The organism is Streptomyces sp. NPDC051051, from assembly GCF_040682975.1.
Lineage (GTDB): Bacteria > Actinomycetota > Actinomycetes > Streptomycetales > Streptomycetaceae > Streptomyces.
In genome coordinates this window covers 1-18,948 of record NZ_JBFBCB010000082.1, presented here as the reverse complement: position 1 = coordinate 18,948, position 18,948 = coordinate 1, and the positions used below count along the sequence as shown (strand labels likewise).

At 72.0% G+C, this 18,948-nt stretch carries 16 protein-coding genes; 8 read left to right on the top strand and 8 right to left on the bottom strand.

Annotated elements, in window-relative coordinates:
- Positions 1–112: 112 nt before the first annotated feature.
- Complete coding sequence (locus AB0N31_RS34505; protein WP_366062468.1) at positions 113–523, bottom strand: hypothetical protein; 411 nt, start codon at positions 521–523, stop codon at positions 113–115.
- A gap of 606 nt (positions 524–1,129) precedes the next feature.
- On the opposite strand from AB0N31_RS34505, the gene AB0N31_RS34500 reads away from it, so the two are divergent.
- Positions 1,130–1,678, top strand: a complete 549-nt coding sequence (locus tag AB0N31_RS34500) for a bacterial proteasome activator family protein (RefSeq protein WP_366062467.1) — start codon at positions 1,130–1,132, stop codon at positions 1,676–1,678.
- Positions 1,679–1,775: 97 nt separating this feature from the next.
- Here the strand turns inward: AB0N31_RS34500 and AB0N31_RS34495 are convergent, their stop codons facing one another.
- Complete coding sequence (locus AB0N31_RS34495; RefSeq protein WP_366062466.1) at positions 1,776–3,404, bottom strand: protein kinase; 1,629 nt, start codon at positions 3,402–3,404, stop codon at positions 1,776–1,778.
- 345 nt (positions 3,405–3,749) lie between these two features.
- Here AB0N31_RS34495 and AB0N31_RS34490 point away from each other — a divergent pair, with 345 nt between their 5' ends.
- Positions 3,750–5,360, top strand: coding sequence for a protein kinase (locus AB0N31_RS34490; RefSeq protein WP_366062464.1), 1,611 nt, complete (start codon positions 3,750–3,752; stop codon positions 5,358–5,360).
- Positions 5,361–5,450: 90 nt separating this feature from the next.
- On the opposite strand, the gene AB0N31_RS34485 is transcribed toward AB0N31_RS34490, so the two are convergent.
- The gene (locus AB0N31_RS34485; protein ID WP_366062463.1) at positions 5,451–6,455 is read right to left on the bottom strand and encodes a phosphotransferase; all 1,005 of its coding nucleotides are present in this window, start codon (positions 6,453–6,455) and stop codon (positions 5,451–5,453) included.
- 618 nt (positions 6,456–7,073) lie between these two features.
- Here AB0N31_RS34485 and pdhA point away from each other — a divergent pair.
- Genes pdhA through AB0N31_RS34470 form a run of 3 tightly spaced genes read left to right on the top strand, consistent with a single transcriptional unit; the run spans position 7,074 to position 10,810 of the window.
- The gene (gene pdhA, locus AB0N31_RS34480) at positions 7,074–8,327 is read left to right on the top strand and encodes a pyruvate dehydrogenase (acetyl-transferring) E1 component subunit alpha (RefSeq protein WP_366062462.1); all 1,254 of its coding nucleotides are present in this window, start codon (positions 7,074–7,076) and stop codon (positions 8,325–8,327) included.
- Position 8,328: 1 nt separating this feature from the next.
- Positions 8,329–9,306, top strand: coding sequence for an alpha-ketoacid dehydrogenase subunit beta (locus AB0N31_RS34475; protein ID WP_366062461.1), 978 nt, complete (start codon positions 8,329–8,331; stop codon positions 9,304–9,306).
- Positions 9,307–9,316: 10 nt separating this feature from the next.
- Positions 9,317–10,810: a dihydrolipoamide acetyltransferase family protein gene (locus AB0N31_RS34470; RefSeq protein WP_366062460.1), complete on the top strand. Its 1,494-nt coding sequence runs from the start codon at positions 9,317–9,319 to the stop codon at positions 10,808–10,810.
- Between the two features lie 117 nt (positions 10,811–10,927).
- On the opposite strand, the gene AB0N31_RS34465 is transcribed toward AB0N31_RS34470, so the two are convergent.
- Both AB0N31_RS34465 and AB0N31_RS34460 read right to left on the bottom strand, forming a co-directional pair.
- Positions 10,928–12,223, bottom strand: coding sequence for an MFS transporter (locus tag AB0N31_RS34465; RefSeq protein WP_366062459.1), 1,296 nt, complete (start codon positions 12,221–12,223; stop codon positions 10,928–10,930).
- Positions 12,220–12,882, bottom strand: a complete 663-nt coding sequence (locus tag AB0N31_RS34460; RefSeq protein WP_366062458.1) for a GntR family transcriptional regulator — start codon at positions 12,880–12,882, stop codon at positions 12,220–12,222. Before AB0N31_RS34460 ends, AB0N31_RS34465 begins: the two co-directional genes overlap by 4 nt.
- A gap of 228 nt (positions 12,883–13,110) precedes the next feature.
- On the opposite strand from AB0N31_RS34460, the gene AB0N31_RS34455 reads away from it, so the two are divergent.
- Positions 13,111–14,013, top strand: a complete 903-nt coding sequence (locus AB0N31_RS34455) for a serine hydrolase (RefSeq protein WP_366062457.1) — start codon at positions 13,111–13,113, stop codon at positions 14,011–14,013.
- 73 nt (positions 14,014–14,086) lie between these two features.
- On the opposite strand, the gene AB0N31_RS34450 is transcribed toward AB0N31_RS34455, so the two are convergent.
- Entirely contained in the window at positions 14,087–14,911 is an 825-nt protein-coding gene (locus tag AB0N31_RS34450; protein WP_366062456.1) for a maleylpyruvate isomerase family mycothiol-dependent enzyme, read from the bottom strand.
- A 178-nt stretch (positions 14,912–15,089) separates the two neighbouring features.
- On the opposite strand from AB0N31_RS34450, the gene AB0N31_RS34445 reads away from it, so the two are divergent.
- Positions 15,090–15,911, top strand: a complete 822-nt coding sequence (locus tag AB0N31_RS34445; protein WP_366062454.1) for a carbon-nitrogen family hydrolase — start codon at positions 15,090–15,092, stop codon at positions 15,909–15,911.
- 177 nt (positions 15,912–16,088) lie between these two features.
- On the opposite strand, the gene AB0N31_RS34440 is transcribed toward AB0N31_RS34445, so the two are convergent.
- Positions 16,089–16,583 carry an LURP-one-related family protein gene (locus AB0N31_RS34440; protein WP_366062453.1) on the bottom strand — a complete coding sequence of 165 codons (495 nt, stop codon included), beginning with the start codon at positions 16,581–16,583 and terminating at the stop codon, positions 16,089–16,091.
- Positions 16,584–16,670: 87 nt separating this feature from the next.
- Between AB0N31_RS34440 and AB0N31_RS34435 the strand changes: the two genes are divergently transcribed.
- A complete protein-coding gene (locus tag AB0N31_RS34435; protein ID WP_366062452.1) occupies positions 16,671–18,488 on the top strand; it encodes an NHL domain-containing thioredoxin family protein in 1,818 nt (605 codons plus the stop codon).
- A gap of 13 nt (positions 18,489–18,501) precedes the next feature.
- Here AB0N31_RS34435 and AB0N31_RS34430 read toward each other — a convergent pair whose 3' ends face one another.
- Complete coding sequence (locus AB0N31_RS34430) at positions 18,502–18,753, bottom strand: DUF6458 family protein (RefSeq protein WP_366062451.1); 252 nt, start codon at positions 18,751–18,753, stop codon at positions 18,502–18,504.
- Positions 18,754–18,948 lie beyond the last annotated feature (195 nt).

Here is an 18,948-nt window from a genome sequence, read left to right as displayed (position 1 = left end):
GTGGTGAACCCCGTGGTGGCGGCGGCCGTCGGCATCACGATGTTCGGCGAGACCTTCCGCTACGGCACCACCGGCACCGCGCTCGCCCTGAGCCCGATCCCCACGAGAAGCCCTAGCCGCGGCGCAGCCGCAGGCCGAGGAAGGCGAGGCCGAGGCCCGTGCCGATGAGGACCAGACCGCTGCCGAGGGGCAGGATCCGCAACATCCGTCCGACGGGCCGTTCCTCCGCGGCTTCGGCCTGCCGCACGGCCCGCGGCGACGGGGAGGGGACGAGCCGGGCCTCGTCCGGAGCCTCGTCCGGGGCGGTCGTCTCCCCGGCCGCTGTCTCGGCCGGCTCCTCGTCGTAGCCCTGCTCGTCACCGGAGTCCGTGTCCTCGTCGACGGCCTCGGGGTCCGTCCCGGCCGCCTCCTCGGTGCGGCCGGGACGTGCCCGCCCCTCCCCGGCCCGGCTTCCGGCCCGGTCGGGGCCGCCGGGTGACGCCGAGGCCGAGGCGGACGGCGACGCGGTCGGGGACGCCGCCACGGGGACGGACGACGGCAGGCCGGGTGACGGCGGGACGCGGTCGTGCCCGGCACCCTGCGAGGGCGTCGAGACGGGACGCCCGTACGCCGGACCGGTCCCGCGCGCCGGACCGGGACCGTGCGTCCCTCCGGGACCGTGTGTTCCTCCGGGACCGTGTGTTCCTCCGGGCCCGTGCGTCTCTCCGGGCCCGTGCGTCTCTCCGGGCCCGTGCGTCTCTCCGGGACCGTGCGTCGAGCCACGGCCGGAGGCCACCCTGCTCCCGTTTGCCGCCCTGCTCCCGTCCGCCGACCGGTTCCCGTCCGTCGCCCTGCTCTCGTACGCCGTCCCGGAGCCGTACGCCGGTGCCGCCGCGTCCGCCCGCACACCCCCGTACGGCAGCACGGCCACCAGCAATCCCGTCCCCATTCCCACCCCGCACAGCCCCCGCCGCCATGGAGTCACGCCCGTGACCCCCTCCCGGTGTTCAGTCGTCACAAAATGAGGCCACAAGCCTCACATGACGGATTGGTCCTCGCATTCCGGACTGCGCTGAACGGGAAAACCATGGATCACCCTTCGCGGGGGGCGCCACGGTGACGAGGTGTACGGGTGCGAGAGAATGGCGGCATGGAGATGCCGAGGAACGAACGGTCGCCGGAGAACGCCCAGAAGATCCTGGTCGTAGGCCAGGACGGCATGGCTCTCGGTGGCATCGACGCGGACGACGACTCCCGTGAGATCCCCGTGACCGAGCAGGTCGAGCAGCCGGCGAAGGTCATGCGGATCGGCAGCATGATCAAGCAGCTGCTGGAGGAGGTGCGGGCGGCCCCCCTCGACGAGGCCAGCCGCGTCCGTCTCAAGGAGATCCACTCGAGCTCGGTCAAGGAGCTGGAGGACGGCCTGGCGCCGGAGCTGGTCGAGGAGCTGGAGCGGCTCTCCCTGCCGTTCACCGAGGAGTCGACCCCGAGCGACGCGGAACTGCGGATCGCGCAGGCCCAGTTGGTGGGCTGGCTGGAGGGCCTCTTCCACGGCATCCAGACCACGCTGTTCGCCCAGCAGATGGCCGCGCGGGCTCAGTTGGAGCAGATGCGCCGCGCCCTGCCGCCGGGGGTGGGCGGTCCGGAGGGCCCCGACGACCCGCGCGCGGGCGGCCGTTCGGGCGGCCCGTACCTGTAGAGCCCTGCCTGAGGATCCGGTCCGAACCGATCACATCCGTACCGACGAGGAGAAGGGCCCGGCGACCGACGCCGGGCCCTTCTCGGTTGCGCGGGGATCAGGACGGCGGGTTGCCCGTGGAGACGCTCAGTTCGATCTCCGGCATGTCCTCCGGGTCGACGTCCGTCCCGGCGGACGGGAACTGGTCCATGACCGTGCCGTCGCCGTAGGTGTTCTCGTCCTGGTCCTTCGTCTTGATCGACCAGCCGGCTGCCTGGAAGCAGGCCTTGACCGAGTCGATGTTCTTGAACTTGAAGCTGGGGACCCGGATCTTGTCGGGGTCGTTGTACGACTCCTGCGGCTCCGTGCACTCGGTCGTGTCGATCGTCTTGGACGTGTCCGGGCCCCGGTAACCGGCGGCCTTCGTCGACGAGGCGGAGGCGATGGTGACGGGCTCGCCGCCCTCGTCGTCATCGCTGCCGTTGGAGGCGAGGGTGCCGATCAGGGCGCCGACGGTCGCGACGGCCACGATCGCCGATCCGACGAGCACTCCCGCGTTGCTCCTGCGCCCGCCGCCCGGCGCTCCCGAGGCCTGCTGGTTCACGGAGTACCCGGGCGGGTTCTGCGGTCCCTGCCGGTGGCCGTAGGCCGGAGCGGGCGTCTGGTAGCCCTGCTGCGGATAGCCGTACGACGGGGCGGGCGTCGAGGGCGTGCCGTACGGGTTGGGCGTCGGGGCCGGCTGGTACGGCGTCTGGACGTTGCCCACCGGGGTCTGGGGGCTCTGGCCGACCGGCGGGAACACCGCGGAGCCGACGCCCGAGCCGCTCTGCGCGGGAGTGCCGGGCACGATGCTCGGCGGCGCGGGCTGGAGGGAGGCCGCGACGCGCAGGCACTCGTCGCGCATGGCGACGGCGGTGGGGAAGCGTTCGTTCGGGTTCTTCTTCAGCGCGCGGGCGACCAGCGCGTCGACGGCCGGCGGCAGCGCGCGGTTGATGGCGGACGGAGCCACCGGCTCCTCCTGCACGTGCGCGTACGCGATCGCCAGCGGCGAGTCGGCATCGAACGGCAGCCTTCCGGTGACCAGTTGGAAGAGCATGATGCCGACCGAGTACAGGTCGGAGCGGGCGTCCACGCCGCGGCCGAGGGCCTGTTCGGGCGAGAGGTACTGCGGGGTGCCGACGACCATGCCGGTCTGCGTCATCGAGGTGACCCCGGACTGCATCGCGCGCGCGATGCCGAAGTCCATCACCTTGACGACGCCGCGCTTGGTCATCATCACGTTGCCCGGCTTGATGTCGCGGTGGACCAGGCCCATCTCGTGGCTGATCTCCAGCGCGGCCAGCACGTCCGCGGTGAGCTTCAGGGCCTTGTCGGCGGGCATCGCGCCCTGCCGCCGTACGTCCTCGTCGAGCACCGAGCCGAGCGGGCGGCCCTCGACGTACTCCATGACGATGTACGGCGTGGTCAAGCCGTCGACGTCGTCCTCGCCGGTGTCGAAGACCGAGACGATGTTGGTGTGGGTGAGCTTGGCCACGGCCTGGGCCTCGCGGCGGAAACGCTCGCGGAAGGCCTGTTCGCGGCCGAGTTCGGTGTGGAGCGTCTTGACCGCGACCTGCCGGTCGAGCACCGAGTCGTAGGCGAGGTGGACCGAGGCCATGCCGCCCTCGCCGAGCAAGTCGCGCAGCTGATAGCGGCCGCCGGCGAGCGCCCGCCCCGCGTACCGGCCCTGCGCGCCGTCCTGGCTCATTCTCTGCGTCCCCCGTCAGGCCCTCAGCGCTGCCGCTCGCCGTGGCTTGCCCATTGATCGAAAGTGCTATTCCCGGCCAAGTCTGCCCCAGGGCACCGACACGTCAAGCTCGGTGCCCGTTCCGTGACCGTACGCGCAAGAAGAGTCGCGGAAGCGTTACAGGTGCCGTACCGCCGGTGCACAGAATTTGCACGCCGGCGTGGAGTGCGGGTTTGATGGCCGATCCGTCTGGGGCCGATACCCGGGCTGATCCCGGACCGGCGGCTTGCGCGGAGGCTGTAGCGTGGCCGACGGAGACCGTGACAACACCGCGCGCACCGCGGGCAGAAACGACGGCGAGGACTGATGGCACAGCAGCAGCGCGCTCAGGGCCCGTCCGACCCCGAGGCGACTGGCGGCGGTATGTCAGATGCGCCGGAGATGTGGGGTAACGGCGGACTTGTCGGAGACGGCCGTTACCGGCTGACCGGCAGACTCGGGCGGGGCGGCATGGCGGAGGTGTTCGCCGCCGAGGACGTGCGTCTCGGCCGTACCGTCGCCGTCAAGCTGCTGCGCGCGGACCTCGCCGAGGACCCGGTGTCCAAGGCCCGCTTCACGCGCGAGGCCCAGTCGGTGGCCGGCCTCAACCACCACGCGATCGTCGCCGTGTACGACTCCGGTGAGGACGTCGTCGGCGGCCAGAGCGTGCCGTACATCGTGATGGAGCTGGTCGAGGGGCGGACGATCCGCGACCTGCTCCTCAACGCCGAGGCGCCGGGCCCCGAGCAGGCCCTGATCATCGTCTCCGGGGTGCTGGAGGCGCTCGCCTACTCGCACCAGCACGGCATCGTGCACCGCGACATCAAGCCGGCGAACGTGATCATCACCGACAACGGCGCGGTGAAGGTGATGGACTTCGGCATCGCGCGCGCCCTGCACGGGGCGTCGACGACGATGACGCAGACCGGCATGGTGATGGGCACCCCGCAGTACCTCTCCCCGGAACAGGCGCTCGGCAAGGCCGTCGACCACCGCTCCGACCTGTACGCCACCGGCTGCCTGCTGTACGAACTGCTCGCGCTGCGGCCGCCCTTCACCGGTGAGACCCCGCTGTCGGTGGTCTACCAGCACGTGCAGGACATCCCGGTGCCGCCGTCGCGGACCTCGGACGGCGTGTGCCCGCCGGAACTCGACGGCCTCGTCATGCGGTCTCTCGCCAAGGACCCCGACGACCGTTTCCAGACCGCGGAGGAGATGCGCGGCCTCGTCCAGTACGGGCTCCAGATGCTGTACGACCAGGGCGCCCACACCGGCACGTGGAACACCGGTCCGGTCGGGGCGGGCACCGGCGCGGGTGCCGCCGCGGCGGGCTTCGCGAGCACCAGCGTGCTGCCGCAGGGCGCCGACGGCTCCCACACCTCGCAGATCCCGCAGCCGATCCTGCCCACGGGCTACGGCCACGGTGACGACGGCGGGTTCGAGGGGCGCGGCAACCAGGGCAACGGCCGCGGCAAGCTGTGGATCCTCGCCGTCCTCGCTGTGGTCGCCATCGCCGCGGGTGTCGCGCTCGCGCTGAACACCACCGGGGGCGACGGCAGCGGCGGGAGCAAGACGTCGACGTCACCGAGCGCCACACCGTCCGCCTCGGACGATCGACCGAGCGCGTCGCCGAGCGAGGAGCCGTCCGACGAGTCGTCGGAGGACACCTCCGAAGGCGGCAGCACCGGTTCGAACTCCGGGTCCGACTGGACGCCGTCGTACACGCCGTCGTACGAGTCGTCCCCGAGTTACAGCAGTGAGCCGTCGGAGGAGCCGTCGGACCCGGCGACGAGCGACCCGGTGACGCAGGAGCCGAGCGACCCGCCGGTGACGAGCGACCCCGGCACCACGGACGGCGGCACCTCCGACGGCGGAACGTCGCAGGGCGGCGGCACCATCTCCGGCGTCACCGGCGGCAGCGAAGGCACCACCGGCTGACCCACCGCGGCGCCGGGCACGCGCGCGTGAGCCCTTCTCGCGGGGCTTCACGCGCGCGTGCCCGTTTCCGGGTGCTCACGCCCGCGCCCCTCAGTCCGTGAACGCGTCGCACACCGCGTCGTACTCCCGCGTCCACCACACCGCGAGGGCGGAGGCGGCCGGGAACTGCGGGTCGGCGCGGGTGTCGCCGCGCTCGTAGTGCCAGCGCAGCATCCAGAAGTCGTTCAGGCGCTCCCACCACACCCGGTGCACGGCCGCCGCCAGCTCGCCGGACGTGGCTCCGGCGGCGGGCCGGTACGCGCGCGCGTAGGCCCGCGCCTTCGGCAGGTCGAGGGTGCCGTCGGGCCGGACGAAGAAGATCGCGGCGGCCCGTACGGCCTCCTCGGCGCGGGGCTGCACGCCGAGCCGGTCCCAGTCGACGATGGCGGCGGGCGCCTCCCCGCGGTAGAGCAGGTTGAACGGGTGGAAGTCACCGTGCACCCAGCCGGCCGGGGCGGCGTGCGGGGGACGCCGGCCGGCGTGCCGTTCCAGCAGGGTGCGGCGCTCCAGGAGCCGGTGGCGGGCCAGTTCGTCGAAGGAGTCGGCGGGACGGTGCCGGCGCACGCGCGCGAGGAGGGCGTCGATCAGGGCGAAGGTGTCGGCGGGCGCGGGGCTCTCGGCGGGAGCGGCGCGGGCCCGCGCGTGGGCCGGCATCACGCGTTCCAGGCTCGCGTGGACCACCCCCAGCAGTGCTCCCAGACGCCCGCACGCGCCGGGGGTGAGCTGGGCGCCGTGGCGGTGCCGGCCGTCGATCCAGGGGTGCAGGGCGTAGGCGTGGCCGCCGACGACGGCGACCGTGCGCCCGTCGCGGCCGGGCAGCGGGGGCGCGACCGGGACACCCAGGTCGGCGAGGCGCTGGGTGGCCCGGTGCTGACGGACGATCGAGGCCGGGTCGGCGGTGTCGGGATCGAAGTGGTGCTTGAGGAAGTAGCGGCCTCGGGTGGTGCGCAGCCGGTAGCCGCGGTTCAGCAGCCCCTGGTCGACGGGCTCGCAGGCGAGCGCGGAGCCGGCGGCGTAGCGCCGGAGCAGGGCGCCCACAGGGGGCGCGTGGGTCATCAGGGGTGGTAAACAGGAGCGCGGCACGCGCCGATGGTAGGGCACGCGGCGAGGCTGTGAGCTGCGCGTTGTCACAGAAAGTCACCGGATGTCACAAGTGATCCCGGGTGGTCGGCTTGGGGTGCGCCTCGGCGGCGAAGCGGTCCTGGCGGGTGCCGCCCGCCGCGTGGGTGGTCGCGCGTCGCGGGGTGGCGGGCGGCGGGCGGGCGGCCCGGCGGAGCGCCGCGGTCGGCCTTCCTGAGCACGGGCCCGGGTGGGAACCGTGAATAAATGTGCATATTTGTCCAGATGTGCACACGGAGGCACTCCCGAGCGGAAACTCTTCCCGTGACCTGGGTGCGCGGGATAACGTGCCGTTGCTCCGGCCTCCTGCAAGGCTGTGACCAGGCTCCTTCCCGACTTTGCCGATTTACTTGGAAATCCAAGCAAAAACGCAGGTCAAGGGGGGTTTCACAGAAATGTGTCGCACTGGGTAACGTGAGGCTTGCAGGGCGCTCGCCGGGGCACCTGTCACGCCTGTTCCGGCCGAGGGCACCCACCCCGTGCACAGGTTTCGGAACAGGTGAGCCGCACTGGTCACCCGGCAACCCCGGGGGCCGGACCGACGGAGGAGCACACGTGACCGTGGAGAGCACTGCCGCGCGCAAGCCGCGACGCAGCGCCGGAGGCAAGGCCGGCGCCACCGGCACCGGGACGGCGGCCGAGGCCACCGGCGCGGCGGCCAAGGCCACCGGCACCAAGCGCACCACCCGCACCAGCCGCGCCGCCGCCGGGAAAGGCACCGCCGAGCCCCAGCTCGTGCAGCTGCTGACGCCCGAGGGCGAGCGCGTGAAGAACGCCGAGTACGACCCGTACGTCGCCGACATCACGCCCGAGGAGCTGCGCGGTCTCTACCGCGACATGGTGCTCACCCGCCGCTTCGACGCCGAGGCCACCTCCCTCCAGCGCCAGGGCGAGCTGGGCCTGTGGGCCTCGCTGCTCGGCCAGGAGGCCGCCCAGATCGGCTCCGGCCGGGCCCTGCGCGACGACGACTACGTCTTCCCGACCTACCGCGAGCACGGCGTCGCCTGGTGCCGCGGTGTCGACCCGGCGAACCTGCTCGGCATGTTCCGCGGCGTCAACAACGGCGGCTGGGACCCCAACGGCAACAACTTCCACCTGTACACGATCGTCATCGGCTCCCAGACGCTGCACGCCACGGGCTACGCGATGGGTGTGGCCAAGGACGGCGCGGACTCGGCGGTCATCGCCTACTTCGGCGACGGCGCCTCCAGCCAGGGCGACGTGGCCGAGTCGTTCACCTTCTCCGCGGTCTACAACGCGCCGGTGGTCTTCTTCTGCCAGAACAACCAGTGGGCGATCTCCGAGCCGACCGAGAAGCAGACCCGCGTGCCGCTCTACCAGCGCGCCCAGGGCTACGGCTTCCCGGGCGTCCGCGTCGACGGCAACGACGTCCTCGGCTGCCTCGCGGTCACCAAGTGGGCGCTGGAGCGGGCCCGCAGGGGCGAGGGGCCGACCCTCGTCGAGGCGTACACGTACCGCATGGGTGCCCACACCACCTCCGACGACCCGACGCGTTACCGCCACGACGACGAGCGGGCGGCCTGGGAGGCGAAGGACCCGATCCTGCGCCTGCGCCGGTACCTGGAGGCCTCAAACCACACGGACGAGGGTTTCTTCGCGGAACTCGAGGCCGAGAGCGAGGCGTTGGGCAGGCGAGTGCGCGAAGCGGTCCGTTCCATGCCGGACCCGGACCACTTCGCCATCTTCGAGAACGTGTACGCGGACGGGCACGCGCTCGTCGACGAGGAGCGGGCCCAGTTCGCCGCCTACCAGGCGTCGTTCGCGGACTCTCCCGAGGGGGGTAACTGAGATGGCGGAGAAGATGGCCCTGGCCAAGGCGATCAACGAGTCGCTGCGCAAGGCCCTGGAGTCGGACCCCAAGGTCCTCGTCATGGGTGAGGACGTCGGCAAGCTCGGCGGCGTGTTCCGGGTGACGGACGGCCTCCAGAAGGACTTCGGCGAGTCCCGCGTCATCGACACCCCGCTGGCCGAGTCGGGCATCGTGGGCACGGCGATCGGCCTGGCCCTGCGCGGCTACCGCCCGGTGGTGGAGATCCAGTTCGACGGCTTCGTCTTCCCGGCCTACGACCAGATCGTCACCCAGCTCGCGAAGATGCACGCGCGTGCGCTCGGCAAGGTCAAGATGCCGGTCGTCGTCCGCATCCCCTACGGCGGCGGCATCGGCGCCGTCGAGCACCACTCGGAGTCCCCCGAGTCGCTCTTCGCGCACGTGGCGGGCTTGAAGGTGGTCTCCCCGTCGAACGCCGACGACGCCTACTGGATGATGCAGCAGGCCATCCAGAGCGACGACCCGGTGATCTTCTTCGAGCCCAAGCGGCGCTACTGGGACAAGGGCGAGGTCGACCCCGAGGCGATCCCCGGCCCCCTGCACAAGGCGCGGGTCGTCCGCGAGGGCACCGACCTGACCCTCGTCGCCTACGGCCCGATGGTCAAGCTCTGTCAGGAGGCCGCCGCCGCGGCCGCCGAGGAGGGCAAGAACCTGGAGGTCCTGGACCTGCGGTCGGTCTCCCCGCTCGACTTCGACTCCATCCAGGCCTCCGTGGAGAAGACCCGCCGCCTGGTCGTCGTCCACGAGGCGCCGGTGTTCTTCGGCTCGGGCGCGGAGATCGCGGCCCGGATCACGGAGCGCTGCTTCTACCACCTGGAGGCCCCGGTGCTCCGGGTCGGCGGCTACCACGCCCCGTACCCGCCAGCGCGTCTGGAAGAGGAGTACCTGCCGGGTCTGGACCGGGTACTCGACACCGTCGACCGCGCCCTGGCGTACTGAGGAGAGGGTCGTGACGACGATGACGGAAGCGTCCGTGCGCGAGTTCAAGATGCCCGACGTGGGTGAGGGACTCACCGAGGCCGAGATCCTCAAGTGGTACGTCCAGCCCGGCGACACGGTGACCGACGGCCAGGTGGTGTGCGAGGTCGAGACGGCCAAGGCGGCCGTCGAACTGCCCATCCCCTACGACGGTGTGGTGCGGGAGCTGCGGTTCCCCGAGGGCACCACGGTCGACGTGGGCGTGTCGATCATCGCGGTGGACGTGTCGGGCGGGTCGGCCCCGACCGCCGCGCCCGCCGCCGCTCCCGCCCCCGCCGCGGAGCGGCAGCCCGAGGAGCCGAAGGCCGAGGGGTCCGGCCGCCAGCCGGTTCTCGTCGGTTACGGCGTGGCCGCGTCCTCCACCAAGCGGCGTCCGCGCAAGGGCGCCGAGATCCCGGCCCAGGAGCCGGCGGCGGCCTCCGCGGCCGTCCAGGCGGAACTGAACGGACACGGCACGGCCCCCGCGGCCGCCCCCGTCCCGGTCGCCCCCGCTCCCGCTCTCGCCGCCCCGGCCGCCGACCGGCCCCGCCCGCTGGCCAAGCCGCCCGTGCGCAAGCTGGCCAAGGACCTGGGCGTGGACCTCGCCTCGGTGGTCCCGTCCGGCCCGGACGGCATCGTCACCCGCGAGGACGTCCACGCCGCCGCGGCCTCCGCGCAGGCCCCGGTCCCGCCGACGGCACCGGAGCCCGTACCGGCGGCCGCCGCGGCGCCGGCCACCGCCCCCGCGCAGGCTCCGGTCGCCTCGTACGACACGGCGCGCGAGACCCGTGTCCCGGTCAAGGGCGTCCGCAAGGCGACGGCGGCGGCGATGGTGGGCTCGGCGTTCACGGCGCCGCACGTCACGGAGTTCGTGACGGTCGACGTCACGCGCACGATGAAGCTCGTCGAGGAACTCAAGCGGGACCCCGACAAGTACGGGATGCAGGGCCTGCGGGTCAACCCGCTCCTGCTGATCGCCAAGGCCCTGCTGGTCGCCATCAGGCGCAACCCGGACGTCAACGCGTCCTGGGACGAGGCCAACCAGGAGATCGTGCGCAAGCACTACGTCAACCTGGGCATCGCGGCCGCGACCCCGCGCGGGCTGATCGTGCCGAACATCAAGGACGCCCACGACAAGACGCTGCCGCAGCTGGCCGAGGCGCTCGGCGAGCTGGTGGCGACGGCGCGCGAGGGCAGGACGTCCCCGGCGGCCATGCAGGGCGGCACGGTGACCATCACCAACGTCGGCGTCTTCGGCGTCGACACCGGTACGCCGATCCTCAACCCCGGCGAGTCCGCGATCCTCGCGGTCGGCTCGATCAAGCTCCAGCCGTGGGTCCACAAGGGCAAGGTGAAGCCACGTCAGGTCACCACGCTGGCGCTGAGCTTCGACCACCGCCTGGTCGACGGCGAACTGGGCTCCAAGGTGCTCGCCGACGTGGCGGCCGTCCTGGAGCAGCCGAAGAGACTGATCACCTGGGGCTGACCCGCGCACCCCCCGTCCGCAGGAGCCGCGCACCCGAACGACGGGGGCGCGGCCTCCTGCGGAGGCGGCGGCGAGGACGTGCACCGCCGGGGACGGCGGGCGCGTCGGCGGTTCGGGTCACGCGGGCACGTGGACGGACGACACGCGGCTGGCGACCAGGCGTTCCCGCTCCCGGCGGGCCGCGCGTGAGCGCAACCGCAGGATCTGGCTGACCCCGAGCGCCTGGAGCGCGAACACCGAGGAGAAGGCGATCCGGTAGTCGTCTCCGGTCGCGTCCAGCAGGACGCCGACCGCGAACAGGGTCGACATGGAGGCGACGAACCCGCCCATGTTGGTGATGCCGGACGCGGTGCCCTGCCGCTCCGGCGGATTCGCGGGCCGCGCGAAGTCGAAGCCGAGCATCGACGCCGGTCCGCAGGCGCCCAGCACCGTGCACAGCACGACGAGCAGCCACATCGGCGCGTGCTCGCCGGGGTAGGCCAGCGTGGCCGCCCACAGCAGCGCGGTCGCCCCGACCGTGCCGAGCGCCAGGGGGAGGCGCGCCCCGTGGTGCCGGGCGACGACCTGGCCGTAGACGAGTCCGACGGCCATGTTGGACAGGACGACCAGGGTCAGCAGTTCGCCGGCCGTGGCGCGGCTGAGGCCCTGCGCCTCGACGAGGAACGGCATGCCCCACAGCAGCAGGAACACCATCGCCGGGAACTGGGTGGTGAAGTGCACCCACAGGCCCAGCCGCGTCCCCGGCTCCCGCCAGGACTCGGCGATCTGCCGCCGCACGTAGGCGGCGCCCCGGTGCGGGAACGGCTGGGGCTCGTGGCCCTCGGGGTGGTCCTTCAGGAACAGCAGGAGCAGGACGAGTACGACGACCCCGGCGAGCGCGCTGCCCGCGAACGCGGCCGTCCATCCGATGCCGTGCAGCAGCCGGGCCAGGAGCAGGGTGGAGACCAGGTTGCCCGCCATGCCGGCCAGGCCCGCGAGCTGCGCGACGAGGGGGCCGCGCCGGGCCGGGAACCAGCGGGTGCCGAGCCGCAGCACGCTGATGAACGTCATCGCGTCGCCGCAGCCGAGCAGCGCGCGCGAGGCGAGGGCGGTGCCGTAGGTGGGGGAGAAGGCGAAGCCGAGCTGTCCGGCGGTGAACAGGACGACGCCGATGGCCAGCACCTTCTTGGTGCCGAGCCGGTCGACCAGCAGTCCGACGGGTATCTGCATGCCGGCGTAGACCAGCAGCTGGAGGATCGAGAAGGTCGACAGGGCCGAGGCGTTCACGTCGAAGCGGTCGGCGGCGTCGAGGCCGGCCACCCCGAGGGACGTACGGAAGATGACGGCGACGAAGTAGACGGAGACGCCGATCCCCCAGACGGCTGCCGCGCGCCGTCCGCCGGGCGGGTCACCCGGCAGGGTGATGTTGCTCATCGGACCTCCCCCCGTGCCAGGTGCGAGAACCAGCCGACGTGCCGGTGGACGATCCCCACGGCCGCCTCCGCGTCGCCGGAGCGCAGGGCCTGGAGCATCTCCTCGTGCTCGGCGAGGGTCTTGGCGATCCGGTCGGGGTGGGAGTGCATCACGGCGACGCCCATCCGCAGCTGGCGGTCGCGCAGCTGGTCGTAGAGCCGGGACAGGATCTCGTTGCCGCCGCTGCGGACGATCTCGGCGTGGAAACAGCGGTCGGTGACGGCGGCCCCGGCGAGGTCACCCGCGGCGGCCTGCGCCTTCTGCTGCGCCAGGAGTTCTTCGAGCCGCCGGATCAGCCCGGCGGGGGCGGGGACGGCCTTGCGTGCCGCGTGCTCCTCCACCAGCAGTCGGGTCTCCACGACGTCCTTGATCTCCTGTGCGGAGACCGGCAGGACCAGGGCGCCCTTCTTCGGGTAGAGCTTGAGCAGCCCCTCGGCCTCCAGCCGCAGCAGTGCTTCGCGCACCGGTGTCCGCGAGACCCCGACGGCCTCGGCCAGCTCGCCCTCGGTGAGGAGGGCGCCGCCCTCGTAACGGCGTTCCAGGACACCCTGTTTGACGTGCGCGTAGACGCGTTCGGCTGCGGGAGGCTGCTTGACGGGCGCGGGTGCGGCGGAAGGCATGCGGACAGCATAGATACAACAGGTACGCAAGGGGGGACGGTTCCAGCATGCGGAACGGGCGTCCGTCCGGCGTCCGCGCGGACCGGGATGAGGGGTGGGTCCGGAATTCCTCGCAGCGGACGCACAACCATCTGTGCTACTTACGTGTCACACACATGCGGCCCCTTCTGTTTTCCCCTCCAACTCGGCCGCACCGCAGGGGCATTCGACGTAATCGGGGTATTTCAGTTGATAACCGCCACCAAGGGCTTCCGGGTGCGCAGAGCCGCAGCCGTCGCCGTCACGGCCGGCACGATGCTCGCGACCGGCGTCCTCACCGCGGCGCCCGCGCAAGCTGTCACGACGCCCACCATCACCGCCAAGGGCGCGTACCTGATGAACAGCGCGACCGGCGCGACGCTCTACAGCAAGTCCGCCGACTACAAGAGGCTCACCGCCTCCACCACGAAGGTCATGACCGCGAAGGTCGTGCTCTCGCAGTCGAACCTGAACCTCGACACCAGGGTCACGGTCAAGCAGGCGGTCAGCGACTACATGGTCCGCGAGGGTTACCCCTCGTCGGCCAGGCTGATCGTCGGTGACAAGGTCACCGTCCGTCAGCTGCTGTACGGGATGATGCTGCCGTCCGGCTGCGACGCGGCGATGGTCCTCGCCGACAAGTTCGGCACCGGCACGACCGTCGCGGCCCGCACCAAGAACTTCATCGCCAAGATGAACACCACGGCCAAGAACCTGGGCATGACGAACACGCACTTCGACTCGTTCGACGGCCTCAGCAACGGCTCCAACTACTCGACGCCGCGCGACCTGACGAAGCTCGCCCGCAGCGTGATGAAGAACTCCACGTTCAAGGCCGTCGTCAAGGCCAAGTCCTACACGGCGAAGACGATCACCAAGACCGGTGCCACCCGCACCATGGGTACCTGGACCAACACCAACACGCTGCTCGGCTGGAACGGCACGCTCGGCGTGAAGACCGGCTCGGGTACCGAGGCCAAGTACTGCCTGATCTTCGCCGCCACGCTCAACGGCGAGTCGGTCGTGGGCACCGTCCTCACGGCTCCCGACGCGGTGAACCGCACGAACGACGTGAAGAAGCTCATCAACTACGGCTACGCCAAGATCAGCTGACGCCGGCACACCTGCGCGACGGGCCCGCCGTGATCCCCACGGCGGGCCCGTTCCGTCGCGACCGCCCCGGCGGCTACCTGGTCACCGCGAAGTTCCTGAGGATCGCCGCCGTCAGTTCCGGCTCGCCCTCGGCCTTCACGCGGTCCGCCACCGCCTCCGGGGTGACCCGGCCGCAGGCCAGGCGGACGTACGTCTCCCAGTCGAGGGAGAAGGAGGCGGCCGGGCCGAGCGCGGGGGCCGTCTCCAGCGTGCCGCGGCCCTGGATGTCGACGCGGATCGTGCGCAGGAACTCGACCGGCCCGTGGACGTCGAAGACGATCGCGGAGCTGCGCGGCGCGTCGGCCCTCTCGGCGACGACGGCCGGCAGCGCGTCGAGCAGCACGTCGCGGGCGACGTGCGCGCCGGGGGAGTCGAGGTTGCCGGGGTGGCCGAGGGCGGTCCGCAGGTCCTGCTCGTGCACCCACACGGCGAACGCGTGGTTGCGCATCGACTCCTCGAGGGTCAGCTCGGTGCCGAGGGGGCCGCGGACCATGGTGTCCGGCTGACGCGTCTCGTTCCGCAGCTGACGGTTGCGGCGGATGATCATGAGTTCCAGCTCGGAGGTCATCTCCGGCGCCGTGTGGTGGCGGCGGACGTCGACCTGCATCTCCATGTAGCGCTGGAAGTCGTTCGTGACGTGGAACAGGTCGCGCGGGAGCGTGTGGATGGGGCGCGGGTCGCCGTACATCTCGCTGTCCAGGCCGATGACGTGCGAGACGAGGTCGCGGACCGACCAGCCGGGGCACGGCGTCCGCCTGTTCCACTCACCCTCGACAAGCGGCTGCACCAGCTCGGATATCGCTTCGATGGAGTGGGTCCAGGCGTCGGCGTAGGGCTGGAGGGTGGGATGCAGACTCACGGAACGGGACCCCTCGGCGGTCGGTACACGGGCGGGTGATGGCGGCGTTGCCAGCGGGAGGCGGCTCTCGGCGGTGTCTCGAAACGCTAAGTTACGCTGCTGTGAGGCACCCCGGCAGTGCTTTCGTGTGACGATCGTAGGCCCGTATGGACGGCTCGAATGCCAGGACGGTGGTAGTGTGCGCGCCTCTCTGCTCCAAATTGCCGTGGATGAGGGTGAATCGGCTGAATCGCGGCGGGGCCGGGTCGCGGCCCTGGTGCGGGATCAGGCCGGTGTCGCCGACCTGGTGGTCCTGCCCGAGCTGTGGACGACCGGCGCCTTCGCCTACGAGGAGTTCGCCGCCCGGGCCGAGCCGCTGGACGGGCCGACGCACGAGGCGATGGCCGAGGCGGCGAGCGACGCGGGCGTGTGGCTGCACGCGGGCTCGATCCCCGAACGGGCTCCCTCCGACGGCGGCTCCGCCGCGGGGCGGGGTGCCCTCTACAACACCTCGCTGGTCTTCTCCCCCTCCGGTGAGCTGGCCGCCTCGTACCGCAAGATCCACCGCTTCGGCTTCGACAAGGGCGAGGCCGTGCTGATGGGCGCGGGCCAGGACCTGGTGACGGTACGCCTGCCCGGCACGACCCTGGGCGTGGCCACCTGCTACGACCTCCGTTTCCCCGAACTCTTCCGCGGTCTCGTCGACGCCGGCGCCGAGATCCTGGTCGTCCCCGCGGGCTGGCCGGAGCGCCGCAGGGCGCACTGGACGCTGCTGGCCCAGGCGCGGGCGGTGGAGAACCAGGCGTTCGTGCTCGCGTGTGGAACGGCCGGGACGCACGCCGGGGTTCCGCAGGCGGGTCACTCGATCGTGGTCGATCCGTGGGGCGAGGTGCTGGCCGAGGCCGGGCCCGGCGAGGAGGTCCTCACCGTGGAGTTCGACCCGGCGAAGGTCGCGGCGACCAGGGAGCAGTTCCCGGCCCTGAAGGACCGGGTACTGGGGCTGCGGCCACCGCGCCGCTGACGACGCCGACGAGCCCGGCGGCCCGGATGCCCCGGCCCTGCGGCCAGCCCCGGCCCTCCCGGCCAGCCCCGGCCCTCCCGGCCAAGCCCCGGCCCTCCCGGCCCGCGTCGGCCCTCCCGGCGCTCTCATTCCTCCCGGCCCCCTCAGCCCCCCGACCTTCCCGTCCCTCCCGTCCCCTCAGTCCTCGCGTTCCTTCTCCGCCAGGTGGATCACGCACACCGCGACCGCGATCAGCAGCGCCGGATCGGCGTCGTCCCGGACGACGTCGACGCCGTACGTCTCGCGCACGTGCAGCCAGCGCCGGGAGACGACGGCGAGCAGCTCGCCGTCGTACTCGACGGCGAACTCGCGGTCGAGGATCTTGCCGCTGACGTCCAGCACGGTGCGGCCGTCCGCCAGGGAGACGCGGTAGTGGTTGCGCAGCAGGGACAGCCGTTTGCGGCGGATGGTGGCCAGGGGCTCGCCGCCCCGCTCGATCACCATCGTGTCGCGCAGCGCGAACATCTTCTGGCGGATGTCGATCAGGACCCGCCCCTGGGTGTCCTTCAGTTCGAAGGTGTCCCGCAGCCGGATCGCCTTGCCGTCGACGAGGAAGACCTTGTTGCCCCGGTCGTCCTCGATCCAGTAGTCGTCGCCGAAGCCGAGGATGCGGTCGCGCACGAGGAGTCTCATGGCACTACGGCTTCCCCGCGGGGCCGCGCGGAACGCCGTCACTAGCCCGACGGGCCGAGTGCCGCAGCCGGATGGCACCCTTGATCCATGACCGACTCCGCACCCCGCCGCGTCCGTGTCCGCGCCCCCGAGCTCGTCGGCAGGGGCGGCTGGCTGAACACGGGTGGCCGGCAGTACAGCCTCGCCGACCTGCGGGGACGCATTCTCGTGCTGGACTTCTGGACGTTCTGCTGTGTGAACTGCCTGCACGTCCTGGACGAACTGCGGGAGCTGGAGGAGAAGCACCGGGACACCGTGGTCGTCATCGGGGTGCACTCGCCGAAGTTCGTCCACGAGGCGGAGCACGAGGCCGTGGTCGACGCCGTGGAGCGGTACGGCGTGGAGCACCCCGTGCTGGACGATCCGGAGCTGGCCACCTGGAAGCAGTACGCCGTGCGGGCCTGGCCGACGCTGGTGGTCGTCGACCCGGAGGGGTACGTCGTCGCACAGCACGCCGGTGAGGGACATGTGCACGCCATTGAGCGCCTCGTGACGGAGTTGGAGGCGGAACACGCCGCGAAGGGCACGCTGCGGCGCGGCGACGGACCGTACGTGGCGCCGGAGCCGGAGCCGACGGACCTGCGCTTCCCCGGCAAGGCGGTGCTGCTGCCGTCCGGGAATTTCCTGGTCAGCGACACCACGCGGCATCAGCTCGTGGAGCTGGCGGCCGACGGGGAGAGCGTGGTGCGGCGGATCGGGTCGGGCGCGCGCGGCTTCGCCGACGGTCCGGCGGGGACGGCGGCCTTCAACGAGCCGCAGGGCCTGGCCCTGCTGGACGACTCCTCCGTGGTCGTCGCCGACACGGTCAACCACGCCCTGCGGCGCCTCGACCCGGAGTCCGGCCGCGTCACCACCCTCGCGGGCACCGGACGGCAGTGGATGCAGAGCGCGCCGGACGCCGGCCCCGCGCGCGAGGTCGACCTCTCCTCCCCCTGGGACGTCGCCTGGTGGCAGGGCAAGGTGTGGATCGCCATGGCCGGCATCCACCAGTTGTGGACGTACGACCCCGCCGACCGGACGGTCTCCGTCGCCGCCGGCACCACCAACGAGGGGCTGGTCGACGGTCCCGCCGCCGAGGCCTGGTTCGCGCAGCCCTCGGGGCTCGCGGCCACCGCCGACCGGCTCTGGCTGGCCGACTCCGAGACCTCCGCGCTGCGCTGGGTGGACCGGGACGGCGTCGTCCGCACCGCCGTGGGCACCGGCCTGTTCGACTTCGGGCACCGGGACGGCGCCGCCGGCCAGGCACTCCTGCAGCATCCGCTGGGCGTCACCGCGCTGCCGGACGGTTCGGTCGCCGTCTGCGACACCTACAACCACGCCCTGCGCCGCTACGACCCGGCGACGGGCGAGGTGACCACCCTGGCGACCGATCTGAGGGAGCCCAGCGGCGCCGTCCTCGTCGGGGAGGACATCGTCGTCGTGGAGTCGGCGCGGCACCGGCTGACCCGGCTCCGGCTGCCCGAGGAGGCGGTCGAGGTCGACGCCGTCGCCCACCGCACGCAGCGCGCCGCCACCGGCGTGGCGCCGGGCGGCCTGCGGCTGGACGTGATCTTCCAGGCGCCCGCCGGTCAGAAGCTCGACACGCGGTACGGCCCCGCCACCCGCCTGCTGGTCTCCGCGACCCCGCCCGAGCTGCTGCTCGCCGGTGAGGGGGCGGGCACCGACCTCTCGCGCACGCTCGGGCTGAACCCGGCGGTACCCGAAGGGGTCCTGCACGTCTCCGCGATGGCCGCGTCCTGCGACGACGACCCGTCGGTCGAATATCCCGCCTGCCATGTCCACCAGCAGGACTGGGGTGTTCCGGTGACGCTCACCGAGAGCGGCGCCGACCGGCTGCCGTTGGTGCTGGCAGGCCTGGACGCCTGATCCCGGAGAGCGGTCACACGCCGTACCCGTCGCCGTATCCGTCGCGGTGGTGGTGCCGTTCCGTCTCGACCACGGTCGTCGAGGCCGGGGGGACCATCACGCGGCGACGCCGGGCGATGCTGCTGAAGGTCGTCACGCCGATCAGGCCGACGATCATCAGAATGACGCCGACCAGGTCGACGTTGACGCCCTGCATGTCCCAGTCGGTCGCGAATGTGAGAATGGCTCCCACGGCGATGAGGATGATGCACCCGCCGAGGCCCATGATGTCGCCTCCCTGCTCGGTGTACCGGTCGTTCCGGTCACGGCAACCGGGTACCCCGGCGGGCAACTCCCATGCGGGAGCACATCCTTGGCCGATCGCGGCTAGGGCGTGTTTCGAAAGTCCCGTCTGCCCGGCGACGCCTGGCACGCACGCTCGCCGCGTTGTCGGGGTCGCCCCGATACAACCAGTATCGGG

Bases quoted from the DNA above. Each gene is read 5' to 3' on its own strand.
- AB0N31_RS34500 (WP_366062467.1), top strand. From the start codon at position 1,130: ATGGAGATGCCGAGGAACGAACGGTCGCCGGAGAACGCCCAGAAGATC.
- AB0N31_RS34495 (WP_366062466.1), bottom strand. From the start codon at position 3,404: ATGAGCCAGGACGGCGCGCAGGGCCGGTACGCGGGGCGGGCGCTCGCC.
- AB0N31_RS34490 (WP_366062464.1), top strand. From the start codon at position 3,750: ATGGCACAGCAGCAGCGCGCTCAGGGCCCGTCCGACCCCGAGGCGACT.
- AB0N31_RS34485 (WP_366062463.1), bottom strand. From the start codon at position 6,455: ATGACCCACGCGCCCCCTGTGGGCGCCCTGCTCCGGCGCTACGCCGCC.
- AB0N31_RS34475 (WP_366062461.1), top strand. From the start codon at position 8,329: ATGGCGGAGAAGATGGCCCTGGCCAAGGCGATCAACGAGTCGCTGCGC.
- AB0N31_RS34465 (WP_366062459.1), bottom strand. From the start codon at position 12,223: ATGAGCAACATCACCCTGCCGGGTGACCCGCCCGGCGGACGGCGCGCG.
- AB0N31_RS34460 (WP_366062458.1), bottom strand. From the start codon at position 12,882: ATGCCTTCCGCCGCACCCGCGCCCGTCAAGCAGCCTCCCGCAGCCGAA.
- AB0N31_RS34440 (WP_366062453.1), bottom strand. From the start codon at position 16,583: ATGAGACTCCTCGTGCGCGACCGCATCCTCGGCTTCGGCGACGACTAC.
- AB0N31_RS34435 (WP_366062452.1), top strand. From the start codon at position 16,671: ATGACCGACTCCGCACCCCGCCGCGTCCGTGTCCGCGCCCCCGAGCTC.
- AB0N31_RS34430 (WP_366062451.1), bottom strand. From the start codon at position 18,753: ATGGGCCTCGGCGGGTGCATCATCCTCATCGCCGTGGGAGCCATTCTC.